Annotated in this window: 13 protein-coding genes and 1 pseudogene; 9 read left to right on the plus strand and 5 right to left on the minus strand. The window is 65.8% G+C overall.

Annotated elements, in window-relative coordinates; translation table 11 throughout:
- Position 1 precedes the first annotated feature (1 nt).
- Together A5704_RS15700 and A5704_RS15705 are read right to left on the minus strand one after the other, a co-directional pair.
- Positions 2-820: an ABC transporter permease gene (locus A5704_RS15700; protein WP_067753283.1), complete on the minus strand. Its 819-nt coding sequence runs from the start codon at positions 818-820 to the stop codon at positions 2-4.
- Positions 821-1,201: 381 nt separating this feature from the next.
- On the minus strand, positions 1,202-2,407 hold the full coding sequence (locus A5704_RS15705) for a CaiB/BaiF CoA-transferase family protein (protein ID WP_067889771.1): 1,206 nt from the start codon (positions 2,405-2,407) through the stop codon (positions 1,202-1,204).
- A 449-nt stretch (positions 2,408-2,856) separates the two neighbouring features.
- Between A5704_RS15705 and A5704_RS15710 the strand changes: the two genes are divergently transcribed.
- The 6 genes from A5704_RS15710 to A5704_RS15735 all read left to right on the plus strand — a co-directional run bounded on the left by A5704_RS15710 (position 2,857) and on the right by A5704_RS15735 (position 7,223).
- Positions 2,857-3,558 carry an SDR family NAD(P)-dependent oxidoreductase gene (locus A5704_RS15710; protein WP_067753277.1) on the plus strand — a complete coding sequence of 234 codons (702 nt, stop codon included), beginning with the start codon at positions 2,857-2,859 and terminating at the stop codon, positions 3,556-3,558.
- Positions 3,559-3,606: 48 nt separating this feature from the next.
- The gene (locus A5704_RS15715) at positions 3,607-3,801 is read left to right on the plus strand and encodes a ferredoxin (RefSeq protein ID WP_067273711.1); all 195 of its coding nucleotides are present in this window, start codon (positions 3,607-3,609) and stop codon (positions 3,799-3,801) included.
- Positions 3,802-3,822: 21 nt separating this feature from the next.
- On the plus strand, positions 3,823-5,187 hold the full coding sequence (locus tag A5704_RS15720) for a cytochrome P450 (protein WP_067889774.1): 1,365 nt from the start codon (positions 3,823-3,825) through the stop codon (positions 5,185-5,187).
- Positions 5,188-5,300: 113 nt separating this feature from the next.
- Positions 5,301-5,744: a hypothetical protein gene (locus A5704_RS15725; protein WP_197499097.1), complete on the plus strand. Its 444-nt coding sequence runs from the start codon at positions 5,301-5,303 to the stop codon at positions 5,742-5,744.
- A gap of 55 nt (positions 5,745-5,799) precedes the next feature.
- Positions 5,800-6,654 carry a hypothetical protein gene (locus tag A5704_RS15730; RefSeq protein WP_067889777.1) on the plus strand — a complete coding sequence of 285 codons (855 nt, stop codon included), beginning with the start codon at positions 5,800-5,802 and terminating at the stop codon, positions 6,652-6,654.
- Positions 6,651-7,223: a hypothetical protein gene (locus A5704_RS15735; RefSeq protein ID WP_067753264.1), complete on the plus strand. Its 573-nt coding sequence runs from the start codon at positions 6,651-6,653 to the stop codon at positions 7,221-7,223. The genes A5704_RS15730 and A5704_RS15735 overlap by 4 nt, the downstream gene beginning before the upstream one ends.
- Before the next feature lie 56 nt (positions 7,224-7,279).
- Here A5704_RS15735 and A5704_RS15740 read toward each other — a convergent pair whose 3' ends face one another.
- The 3 genes from A5704_RS15740 to A5704_RS15750 all read right to left on the minus strand — a co-directional run bounded on the left by A5704_RS15740 (position 7,280) and on the right by A5704_RS15750 (position 10,222).
- On the minus strand, positions 7,280-8,455 hold the full coding sequence (locus A5704_RS15740) for an acyl-CoA dehydrogenase family protein (protein ID WP_067753260.1): 1,176 nt from the start codon (positions 8,453-8,455) through the stop codon (positions 7,280-7,282).
- Entirely contained in the window at positions 8,439-9,437 is a 999-nt protein-coding gene (locus A5704_RS15745; protein WP_067753257.1) for an acyl-CoA dehydrogenase family protein, read from the minus strand. Before A5704_RS15745 ends, A5704_RS15740 begins: the two co-directional genes overlap by 17 nt.
- Positions 9,438-9,565: 128 nt before the next feature.
- Entirely contained in the window at positions 9,566-10,222 is a 657-nt protein-coding gene (locus tag A5704_RS15750; RefSeq protein WP_067753254.1) for a nitroreductase family protein, read from the minus strand.
- A 195-nt stretch (positions 10,223-10,417) separates the two neighbouring features.
- On the opposite strand from A5704_RS15750, the gene A5704_RS15755 reads away from it, so the two are divergent.
- The 3 genes and pseudogenes from A5704_RS15755 to A5704_RS29780 all read left to right on the plus strand — a co-directional run.
- Positions 10,418-10,795: a carboxymuconolactone decarboxylase family protein gene (locus tag A5704_RS15755; RefSeq protein ID WP_067753252.1), complete on the plus strand. Its 378-nt coding sequence runs from the start codon at positions 10,418-10,420 to the stop codon at positions 10,793-10,795.
- 9 nt (positions 10,796-10,804) lie between these two features.
- Complete coding sequence (locus tag A5704_RS15760) at positions 10,805-11,689, plus strand: NAD(P)-dependent oxidoreductase (protein WP_067753249.1); 885 nt, start codon at positions 10,805-10,807, stop codon at positions 11,687-11,689.
- An 809-nt stretch (positions 11,690-12,498) separates the two neighbouring features.
- Positions 12,499-12,687, plus strand: a pseudogene (locus A5704_RS29780) (amidohydrolase); the annotation flags it as partial.

Here is a 12,687-nt window from a genome sequence, read left to right on the forward strand (position 1 = left end):
CCTACTTCGCCGTCATCTTGATGCCGATCGCGGTGACGACCACGTTGACGACAAACAGGGACATGAAGGCGTAGACCACGGTCTCGTTCACCGCGTTGCCGACGGCCTTGGCGCCCCCGCCGGTGATCGACAGGCCGCGATAGCAAGCGACCAAGCCGGCGATGAGGCCGAAAAGCGCTGCCTTGACGCACGAAATGATCACCTCGGGCACGCCGGTGAGCAGGGTGATACCCGCGGCGAACGCGCCGGGATTGACGTCTTGGACAAACACCGAAAAGACGTAACCACCAAGCACTCCGATGATGACGACGAGGCTGTTGAGCAAGAACGCGACCAGGCCGGAAGCCAACATGCGCGGTGTGACCAGCCGTTGCACCGGGTTGATGCCCAGCACCTCCATCGCGTCGATCTCTTCACGAATCGTTCGGGCGCCCAGGTCAGCACACATCGCTGTAGCGCCCGCGCCCGCCACGATCAAGACCGTGACCAGTGGCCCGAGCTGCGTGACCGCGCCGAACGCGGCCCCCGCGCCGGATAGGTCCGCCGCGCCCAGTTCGCGCAGCAGGATGTTGAGCGTGAAGCTGACGAGCACGGTGAAGGGAATTGCGACCAACAGGGTCGGCGCCAGTGACACCCGCGCGACGAACCAGGACTGCTCCAAGAACTCCCGCCACTGGAAGGGCCGGCGGAACGCAAACTTGACCGCGTCGGCCGACATGGCGAACAGGGCGCCGACGGCCTGCATCGACCCCGACATGTTCCACTTCAGTTTCAGCTGCGGCAATCCCGCTGACCAGTGGTCGGCACCCTTAGTTGCCATCGGCGCCGACCCTTTCCATCGCTACGAGACTGACAGTCTTGTTGTTGCGCACCGGCTGGGGTAGATTCGGCTGAACCGGCGATCCCAAGCGGATGCCGCCGACCACGAAACGCCCAGCGAACAGCCGAAATTCGGCCGGCGTGGTAACGCTTCTCATCCTCACGCCGGTGCCTCCGTTCGGTCGCGTGAGTTGACGCCGCAAGACAGAGTGCTCCGCGCCTTGAAGCGTTCGGCGATTATGACTCATGCCGAGTCCAGGTGGAGCAAAAAACGCTTAACCGTTATGGAACAACCCGTAACCGCGAGCTCAGGGGGCCGCGAGCGGGTCCCGGCGACAACGAGGGCGGGCCGTAATCCCAACATAGACAAGCAGCTCCACTCTTAAGTGACGGCGCCGGCCGTCTTGAGCTCGATGATGCGATCCCAATCAAGGCCGAGTTCCCGCAATATTTCGTCGGTCTGCTCGGCGAAGCCGGGCGCCGGACCGGTCTGTGGCGCCGCGACATTGAACTGGACCGGGTTGGCGACCAGTTCCAGCTCGCCCGCGCGGACCATGTACTCGTTGGCCCGGATTTGCGCGTCCTCGGCCGCCTGCAGCGTGTCCTGCACCGGCGCCCACGGTCCGGCCAGCGTGGCAAACCGTTCGCTCCACTCGGCCAGCGTGTGGGCCGCGATGGCCTTGGTCAACAACTCGACCGCCTCTGCGGTGTTGGCGGCGATCTCCTCGACGGTCGCAAAGCGCGGATCGTCGGCCAGCTCCGGCAGATCGACGTGCCGACACACGTCGGCCCAGAACTTGGTGGGCTGCATCATCACGAAGGAGATGTACCGGCCGTCCGAGGTCGTGTACAGCCCCACCAATGGATTGTTGGGTGCGCCATGCACTCCCGGTGGCGGGGCCTCGAGTCGCTGCCCGAGATGGTTCGTCAGCGCGACCGTGTGCCCCATCGACCACAGGCCGCTGCCGAGCAGCGACACGTCGACGACCGACGGTTCTCCCGCGCGTTCGCGCTTGAGCAATGCCGCCGCGATGCCCCCGGCGAGGTTGGTGCCGGAGATGGTGTCGCCGTAGGCCGGTCCGGGCGGCGCGATCATCCCCGGCATCCCCGCCGGGGTGATGGTCGCGGCGGTTCCGGCCCGGCACCAGAACGCGGTCATGTCGTAGCCGCCCTTCTGCGACTCGGCGCCACGCGGGCCGAGCGCGCTGCCGCGGGCGTAGACGATGTTCGGGTTGACCGTACGAATGTCGTCGACGTCGATGCCGAACTTCTTCCGATGAGCGGGAAGGAAGCTGGTGAGGAACACGTCCGAGCGGCGGGCCAGCTCGTAGAGCACGTCCTTGCCCTCCGGCACCGACATGTCCAGTCCGATGCTGCGCTTGCCGCGGTTCGCGTGTTCGATGTTGGGGTTCGGATCCCCCTCGACGCGCAACATTCCGGTCTGCCGGAGACCGCGTTGCGGGTCGCCGGTGACCGCGTGCTCGACCTTGACGACGTCGGCGCCCCATTCGGCGAGCACGGCGCCCGCCGATGGAACGAATCCGTACATCGCGACTTCCAGGACGCGGATGCCCTCGAGCGGCCTCACGCCGGGGCCCCCGGTGCCGGCATCCGGTAGCCGGTGGCGGGATTGCTGGACGGGGAGGTTCTGTCCGCGGTGACCAGCCGGCCACCGATCAGGAGTCGACGGTCGACCTGTGACTCAGGCGCGGCATCCGCGATGGTCGCGGCTAGTTCTGCCGTGTCCTGCGCAGGCATTCCGACCCCCTCATGTGGTGACGGTCACGATAATTTCATTCTCTTCCCCGGCGAATCTTACATTCGTGTCTCGATAATTCAAGAAACTCACAGGAATGCGACCGGCCCCTGACCAGCGACGCAAGCGCCAGCGGGTTGCCTGGCCACCCAGTTCAACGCAGGCCAAACAGTGTTTCCCGGGTTTGTTGCAACCCACTCTGCCGTGAGAGTAGGGTTCTCATAATTGCAAGCGAGATTCTTTGTGGCTGAGACGGTCACCTGTGGATTAGAGGTCTCAACGTGAAGACTGCGGTGGTCACCGGCGGCGGATCCGGCATCGGGCTTGCCGTCGCGCGGCGCCTGCGCGCCGACGGTCTGGACGTTGCCGTCATCGACCTCACACCGTCCGACAGCGACCACTCGTTCACCGCCGACGTCACCGACCGAGCTCAGGTCGAGACGGCCTTCGCGGCGATCCGCGCCAAGCTGGGGCCGGTCACTGTTCTCGTCAACGCCGCCGGCCTGGACGGATTCAAGCGCTTCAACAACATCACGTTCGACGACTGGCAGCGCGTGATCGACGTCAACCTCAACGGCGTCTTCCACACCATCCAGGCGGTGTTGCCCGACATGATCGAAGCGAAGTGGGGACGCATCGTCAACATCTCCTCGTCAAGCACCCATTCCGGCGCGCCCTACATGAGCCATTACGTCGCGGCCAAGTCCGCGGTCAACGGGCTCACCAAATCCCTGGCCCTCGAGTACGGACCGAGCGGCATCACGGTCAACGCCGTGCCGCCGGGCTTCATCGACACCCCGATGCTGCGCGCCGCCGAGAAGAACGGGTATCTGGGCAGCATCGACGAGACCATCGCCCGAACGCCGGTGCGCCGCATGGGTAAGCCGGAAGACATCGCGGCGGCATGTGCCTTCCTGGTGTCCGAGGAAGCCGGCTACATCACGGGCCAGATCCTGGGCGTCAACGGCGGCCGCAACACCTGAGCCGTCGCACCTAGGCGATCGTCGGCAACTAATTCGCAAGGAGACACCGTGAAGGTCTGGGTCGATCCGGAACGCTGCCAGGGTCACACGCTGTGCTCGATGATCGCACCGGATTCGTTCGAGCTCAGCGACATCGACGGCAGTTCGTCGGCGATCGACGAAGTGGTGCCGGCCGATCGGGAGGACCAGGTTCGCGAAGCGGCGCAATCATGCCCGGAGCAAGCCATCATCATCACCGAATGACGCGCAAAGGGAGACAGAGCGTTGAGTGTCGACGACACGGTCAGCGATAGCGACCGTAAGAAGAAGCGGTATCAGTTCGAGCGGCATTCCGCGGATTACCGGTCGAACTTCAAGGCCATCACCGAAGAGATGCACGCGAATTGCCCGATGGCCTGGAGCGACACCTACGGCGGCCATTGGGTGGCGGCAGGAAGCCACGAGGTGTTCGAACTCGCTCGCTGCCCCGCGGTGTCCAACGATCACGATGTCAACAACCAGCGCCGCGGTTACAAAGGCATTTCGATTCCGACGGCCAGCCGGATCAACGGGGTGCGCGGCGGCATCCTGGAGATGGACGACCCCGAGCACCGCATCTATCGCAACGTTCTCAACCCCTATCTGTCACCGGCAGCCGTCAAGCGGTGGAAGCCGTTCATCGACGACGTGACTCGGGCCTGCCTCGACGAGAAGATCGAAGGCGGCCGGATCGACTTCGTCGACGATCTGGCCAACGTCGTGCCGGCGGTGCTGACTCTGGCCATGCTCGGCATTCCCTTGAAGAACTGGCAGATGTACAGCGAGCCGACCCATGCGGCCGTGTACACGCCCGAGCATTCCCCGGACATCCAGCGGGTGACCGAGATGCATCGGCAAATGGGGCTCGACCTGGTCAACAACATGATCGAGATCCGCGAGAATCCCCGGCCCGGCATCGTCAATGCTTTGCTCGAGATGCGCATCGACGGCGAGCCCGCCCCGGACCTGGAAATCCTCGGCAACCTCGGGCTGGTGATCGGCGGCGGCTTCGACACCACCACGGCGTTGACCGCCCATTCACTGGAATGGCTCTCCGAGCACCCCGATCAACGCGAGCTGCTCAGCAAGCAACGCGATGCCCTGCTCGACCCCGCGACCGAGGAATTCCTGCGGTACTTCACGCCGGCGCCCGGTGACGGCCGGACCTTCTCCGACGACGTCGAGCTCGACGGCACCCAGTTCAAAGAGGGTGAGCGGCTGTGGATCTCGTGGGCCATGGCCAACCGCGACCCAGCGGTGTTCAGGGACCCCGACGAGATCGTCCTGGACCGGAAGGGCAACCGCCACTTCAGTTTCGGTCTCGGCGTCCATCGATGCATCGGATCCAATGTCGCCCGCACGGTGTTCAAGTCGATGCTGACCGCGGTCCTCGATCGAATCCCCGACTACCGATGCGACCCCGACGGCACCGTTCACTACGAAACCATCGGCGTCATCCAGGGCATGCGCAAACTGCCGGCCACCTTCAGGCCCGGCCGCAGGGTGGGGGCCGGGCTGGACGAGACACTGGAAAAGCTGCAGCGCATCTGCGATGAGCAAGAACTCGCCCGGCCGATCACCGAACGCAAGGAAGCCGCGGTAATCGACTAGGTGGGCCCGCGACCTCGCCCCGGCGACAGCCGGACGCCGACTGCGCCAATTCTTACGAGTAGCCCTGCTCAGGGTGGCCGCACCCTATATTTGGGCCAAGCGCGTATGCAGAGATGGGAGACGCAGCCGTGAAGACTTTCGCAGTGAGCCTTGCGCTTGCCATGGTCGCGCTGACTGTCCCGCCCAGCGCCCACGCGGGCATGCCGTATGCCAACTACCGGGTGGACACGCCCCGGGACCCCGGCCACAGCTGGATTTGGTCGATCAACCCGTGCGCCCATCCGGAGCCGGAATGCGTGAGCGTGTACGCAACTCCGCAGCCCAACGGGCAAGCGGCGCCCTACCGGGGAGACGCCCATCTGTCGAACGGTCGCTACACCCTGTCCGTTGATGATCCCTTCGGTGTGCGCTGCGTGGTCCAGTTCTTTCCCTCGCATGACGTCTACTCGTGGGATGCGGTGACGCTGGCGGGTCAGGTCGACTCGACGTTCGACACCGGCTGCGGCGGCGGACCGGGGGGCACCAGCAGTTGGCCGTTCTCGCTCGTGCGATGGTAGCCGCGTGAGAGGTATAGGAGTCGGTCGGTCATGAGGGCTGCGGGCAGTAAGCACGATGGCTGAGGCAAAGAAAACGCAGGACGATTCGGCCACTTCGAGAGCCGACGTGAAGGCGTTACTCGAGGAAGCCGAGGCCGAGGCAGCCGAAGCCGAAGCGCTGGCGGCCGCGGCTCGCGCCCGCGCTCGTGCCGCCCGGCTCCGGCGCGAGGCGCTGGCCCAGTCTGAGGCCGAGCCGGAGGCCGAGACCACGGAAGAAGCGCCGGAGGTCGACGAGGACACCACCGACGCCGACGAGCCGGAGACTGTCGTCACCGACACGGCCGCGATAACCGACGACGACGAAACAACGGACGAAGAGGCCCCCGGCGAAACCGCCGAAGACCCCCAATCGGAATCCAAGCCGACTCGCAGGCGACGCGTGCACGTGCCCTCCTGGTCCGTCGTGTGGAAGGCGGCCGTCATCGTCCTTATCTGCGCCTTCACCGCGGCCAGCGGATACATGATGTGGAACCGCCACGAAACCGTCGAGCGCAATCAGCGCGCCGCGAACTTCATCGCGGGGGCCCGCCAGGGTGTCGTCAACCTGACCTCCATGGACTTCAACAAGGCTAAGGAGGATGTCCAGCGGGTGATCGACAGCTCGACCGGCCAGTTCCGGGACGACTTCCAGGCCCGTGCAAAAGATTTCACGACCGTTGTCGAGCAGTCGAAAGTGGTCACCCAGGGAACCGTGAATGCGGCGGCCGTGCAATCCATAAACGGGGATTTCGCGTTGGTTCTCGTCGCGGCGACATCGCACATCACCAACGCCGCGGGCGCAAAAGATGAACCACGCAATTGGCGACTCAAGGTAACCGTCAAAGACGAAGCCGGGCAATACAAGATGTCCAACGTGGAGTTCATCCCATGAGCGAGGACAAGCAGAGCACCGAAACCGCCGACGACTCTGCCGAACAGACCGACCGCAATAAAAGCATCGAACCTCGAGCCCGGCGGAGAGTGAAAGCCGTTCCCGCCATCCTGATTTCGCTGCTGCTGATTTCCGCTGGCGTGGCGACCTGGCTGTACTTCAAGCAGTACCGGCCCGATAAGCAGACCGACCCCCGCGTTGCGAGCGCTGTCGTAGGTGCGGCATCCGACGGAACGGTCGCCTTGCTGTCCTACTCGCCCGACACCCTCGACAAGGACTTCGCCGCCGCGAAGTCGCACCTGTCCGGGGATTTCCTGTCGTACTACAACCAGTTCACCGACCAGATCGTCGCCCCGGCTGCCAAACAAAAGTCGCTGAAGACCAGCGCCCGGGTGATCGGTGCCGCGGTCTCCGAGTTACATCCGAACTCGGCGGTCGTGCTCGTGCTGGTCGACCAGAGCACCACCAGCAAGGACAACCCGGACCCCGCGATGGCGTCCAGCAGTGTGCTGGTGAGTCTGACCAGAGTCAACGGCCAGTGGCTGATCACGAAATTCGACCCGGTCTAGAACGCCGAATGCCGCTGCACTAGAGCGGAATTCGCGACCCGCGATAGCGCCGGCCGCTAGCCCCGTGGGAGGCCGAGCACCCGCTGGGCGATGATGTTGCGCTGGATTTCCGACGTGCCCCCGGCGATCGTCCCGGAAAAGCTGCGGGCGTATCGCTCGAACCAGCTGGCGAAATAATGGTCCAGGTTCATGTGTGCGTACGGCCCGGTCAGCCCGGGGTGCACGAGCCCGTCGGACCCCGCCGACGTCAGCGCGAGCTCCATGCCACGCAGCTCGGCCTCGGACCCGAGCAGCTTGAGCACCGAAATCGCGGCCACGTCGTCTTCACCGCGCGCCGCACGCGCCAACGCCACCGAACCCAACAGCCGCAACGCCTGCTTGTCCATGATCGTGCTGGCGTACTGGTCGCGCTCGACGTCGGTGCTGGGATGAAAGTCGTCGATCATGTTCTCAAGTCGATCGGCGAAACCGAGCCACATCATGGTGCGCTCGTGCCCCAGCGAGCCGTTGGCCACCCGCCATCCCTGGTCGAGCTCACCGACCAGATTCTCCGCCGGCACCCGCACGTCGGTGAAGAAGACCTCGTTGAAGTCCAGATCGTCGGCGCCGCAGATCGACGGGAACGGCCGCCGCACCAGACCCGGGGTGTCGGTGGGGATGATCAGCGCGCTTATTCCCTTGTGTTTCGGCGCATCCGGGTTGGTCCGCACGAAGGTCAGCAGGACGTCGGCGTCGTGGGCGCCCGAGGTCCACACCTTCTGCCCGTTGACCACGAAGTGATCCCCGTCGAGCACCGCGCGGGTGCGCAACGACGCCAGGTCTGAGCCCGCGCTGGGTTCGCTCATCCCGAGCGACGCGGTGATCTCGGCCCGCAGAATCGGCACCGCCCAGCGCCGCTTCTGCTCGTCGCTGCCGAACGACAACAGCGACGCCGCAACGATGTTGACGCCCTGCGGGTTGAAGCTGTGGTAGATCCGGCGGCGGCTAAGTTCCTCGAGGTAGACGAACTGCTGGATGACCGTAGCGTTGCGGCCACCGAACTCCGGCGGCTGGCTCGGCAACAGCCACCCGTTGTCGAACAGCAGCCGCTGCCACCGGCGCGCCCACTGCGGCATGTGCGAAACCGACCGGGGGCGCTCGAGCGTTTCGCTTGCGGCAGGCAGGTTCTCGTCGAGGAAGGCGGAGAACTCGGCGCGGAATTCCTCGACGTCGGTATCAAAAGTCAGCTGCACGGTATTCCTCCGCGATCCGCGCGCGGTGCTCGGCGGCGCCGCCGAGCATCAGCTCACCCGCCTTGGCCCGTTTCAGCGCGAACTGCAGGTCGTTCTCCCACGTGAATCCCATTGCGCCATGCAGCTGTAGGCCGTGCCGGAATACCAGTGACTGGCACTCCCCCGCCGACGCCTTGGCCATCGCCGCCGCCAGCCGGCGGCGGGGATCGTCGGCGGCGATCGTCAGCGCCGCGAAGTACGCCAGCGCCCGTGCGCGTTCCACCGCGACGTGCATGTCGGCGGCCTTGTGCTGGACGGCCTGGAACGAACCGATCGGCACCCCGAATTGCTGTCGGCTGCCGACATGTTCGAGCACCAGGTCGAGGATGCGCTGGCAGGCCCCGACCATGGTGATCGCCAAGCCCGTCAGGGCGATGTGGTGCGCGCGTTCGGAGTCGACGGTGAGCCGTGCGGTGTCCGGCACGCGAACCTCGTTGAATGACAAGTCGGCGACGTGCAGGACGGGGTCGAAGGCCGCGGCGCGCCGCGCTGAGACCTGGTTTGCCCAGATGATGAACACCCCGGCGTCGGTGACCACCGCGAGGCGGTCGACACGGTCGCCGTCGAGGACATGGCGGGCCGTGCCGTCCAAGACCCAACCCTCGGCGTCGCGGTGCGCCGTCACCCCGGCGTGGACGGCGGTGCCCGACTCGTGGGGGTCGAACTGCTCGCCCGCCAACGGTGCGTACTGGCTCATCGTCGCCAGGAACGGGGTGGGATCGGTCGCCCGCCCCAATTCTTCGAGCACGATGGCCAACTCGACGGCGCTTTCGGGATCGCCCAACTCGGTCCAGCCCTGATCCACGTACGACTTCCACAACGGGGTTGGGTCGACGCCATCCTCGGCCACGCTGCGCACCAGCGACGGCGGACATTGCTTGGCGACGGCGTCGCGGACGGTCTTCTGCCACAGCCGCTGATCGGCATCGAACTCCAACAGCATGAAGGCCGCCTCCTGTCACCGCCGTCGTGCGAGAATATCATTCTCGCACGCGGAAGTAATAATCTCGCAAACGGGTTATGGCGTGCCAGGCCGAGTGCCCGGCCAGCCGGGCCGACGGGTTCGAGCGCTCAGCCCGCAGGAGCGGCAAAAAGGTCGTCGGCGGGCCGATCCCAGCGGTCGAGCGCCACGAAATCGGCGAGCGGCCGACGGCGCAGCGGCCCATGCCTGCCCTTGGGCCAACCGATCACGACGTGGCCGGCCACCAGCCAGTCCTCCGGTACGCCGATCGCCTCGCGCAGCGGGCGCTCGCCGCCGTAGGACGCCCAACTGGTCAGGCAAGCCCCGAGCCCCTGAGCGCGTGCGGCCAGCAGAAAGTTCTGCATGGCTGGGAAGATCGATCCGCCGAGCAGAAGCTCCGACGCGGTCGGATAGTGCTGCTGGGCGAACAAGACGGAGGTGAACTCGCCGGCCCGGTCGTGCAATTCGTAGGTCGCGCGATAGGTGCGCGCCCGGCGGCTGCGGTCATCGGCGGCGGGGCGGCTCATGCCGTAGACGGGCTCGATCACCTCCAGGGCGCGGGCCGCCGCCTGGGCCACCACCGCGCGAAGCTCGGGTGACCGCAGCACGACGAAGCGCCAGCCCTGCGCGTTCGCGCCCGAGGGCGCCCATCTGGCCGCGTCCAGGCAGCGCACCAGGGTGGCGTCGTCGACCGGCTCGTCGGTGAAGCGCCGGATGGTCCGAGCGGTCGACATGACTTCCCAGATGTCGGAGCTTACTCCGGTCATGGTCTCTCCTCGTTGATTGCCATGCGGGACAGCCGATTCCGGCGACGCTGCAGCCCGGACGGTTTGCCGCGTGGGCCCGCGGAAGCTGGGAGGCGATGCATCGACCCCCGACTGTAGACCGCGCGAAAGTGCGTCGATGCGAGACTGCGCTCAGGCGATGACAGCGCCACGCCGACACGACGAAGGAGAAGACCATTGGATCGCGAAACCTACCAGCGCGGGCTGCACGTGCGCTCCGAGGTGCTCGGCGAGGAGTACGTCAATCGCGCCCTGGCCGAGGCGGACGACTTCACCAAGCCCCTGCAGGACCTCGTCACCGAATACTGCTGGGGCGCAGTGTGGGGTCGTGAAGAGCTGCCCCGCAAGACGCGCAGCATGCTCAACCTGGCGATGATCTCGGTGCTGAATCGGCCGAACGAATTGCGCACGCACGTCAAGGCCGCGCTGACCAACGGCGTCACCCGCGACGAGATTCGCGAGATCTTCCTGCAGGTCGCCATCTACGCCGGCGTGCCGGCCGCGGTGGACAGCTTCCGCATCGCGCGCGAGGCGTTCGCCGGCCTCGAGGACTAGGAGTTCGGCATGGAGGTTGGATTCATCGGGCTGGGAAACATGGGTTTTCCCATCGCGCGCCGCCTGATTCAGCAAGGCCACGACGTCGTCGCCTTCGACACGCGCGGCGCGGCGCTGGAGCGCATCGTCGCCTTGGGTGCGCGGGCCGCGTCGTCTCCGAAAGAGGTCGCCGACGGTGCCGAGACCGTCCTGGCCAGCCTCCCGACACCGATCGCCTCGCTCGAGGTGGCGACGGGCGTGGCCGAGGGCGCACGCATCAAGCGCTATGTCGACTTGTCCACGGTGGGCAGGCGAACGGCAATTCTGGTCCATCGGCGACTCGCGGAACGGGGCATCGCAGGGATCGACAGCCCGGTCAGCGGCGGCGCTGCCGCGGCCGAGAAGGGCGCGCTCGCGGTCATGGTGTCGGGCCCGCGCGCTGAATTCGAGGCCATCCGGCCGATGCTCGAGGCGATCGGCCGGCCCTTCTACGTCGGGGCCAAACCCGGCTCGGCTCAGACGATGAAGCTCGCCAACAACATCCTGGCGGCTAACGTCCTCGCCGCGACCGCGGAGGTCGTGGTGATGGGCGTCAAGGCCGGTCTCGACCCCACCGTGATGATCGAGGTGCTCAACGCCGGCTCGGGCGCGACGAGCGCGAGCCGGGACAAATTCCCCCGCGCGATCCTGCCCCGGACGTTCGATTACGGGTTCGCCACCGGCCTGATGGTCAAGGACGTGCGGCTGTACCTCGACGAGGCGCAGGAGCTCGGCGTGCCGACGGAGGTCGCCGCCACGATCAGCCGGTTGTGGGAGACGGCCGCCGAGGACCAGGGACCCGATGCCGACTTCACGACCGTGATCAAACCGCTGGAGAAGGCGGCCGGGGTGACCGTCGGTCCGTCCCCCGCCTAGCGTCCCTACCCCGTCGGCAAGGGGCGGACGGCCCTTCTCGATGGGCGGGAGAATGGTATTATCCACATTTAAGAACCATACTTGCACTCAGACTTCGAAAGCGCCTGCTACCAGGGACAACGATTAAACGAAATGCTTACCGGAAACCCCATTGATCGGCCACCGAGAAGAATGTTAGGTTGTCTATCATATGACCCGACCGGGCCCACTTTGGCTGCCCGAGCCGAAGGATGGCTTTCGTGATCGACCACGCTGACGGAACCCGCACGCCTCTTATCGACGCGAGCGTGCACATCTTCTTCCCGTCCAGCAAGGCGCTGCGGAGCGTCTTGCGCGAACCGTTCAAAAGCCGCGGTTTCCCCGACTACGAAATGGACTGGTACGGCGCCCCGGGCGGTGAGTATGCGCCCAACACCGAGGGACCGGATCGGCAGTACCCCGGCTCCGACCCCGAATTCGTTGCCCACGAACTCTTTTCGAAGCGCGGAGTCGACGTGGCGGTCCTGCACCCGATGGGCCGCGGCATCATGCCCGACCGGCACCTGGGCAGCGCGCTGCACGCCGCGCACAACGAGATGATGGTGTCGGACTGGTTGGATTCAGGCGAGTTCGGCCAGCGATTCCGCGGCACGATCCGGGTGAATCCCGACGACATCCCCGGCGCGTTGCGAGAGATCGAGAAGTACCGTGCCCATCCACGCGTCGTCCAGATCGGCGTGCAGCGCGCTGCCCAGGTGCCGGTCGGGCATGATGCCGCGGCCCATCGGGTGCAGGACCGCCACGTCGACTCCGCGCTTCGAAAAGAGTTCGTGGGCAACGGCATCATGTTCCCGCCCACGCCCTCCGGCAACACCCGCACCTACGAGCAATACGTCAGCTTCATGGCGCTGAATTACATCTACCACCAGATGAACATGATCGCGGAGGGCGTGTTCGAGCGCTTCGACGGCCTGAAGTTCGTCTGGGCCGACGGCGCCGCCGACTTCATCACGCCGTTC

Source organism: Mycobacterium sp. E735 (assembly GCF_001666955.1).
Taxonomy (GTDB): Bacteria; Actinomycetota; Actinomycetes; order Mycobacteriales; family Mycobacteriaceae; genus Mycobacterium.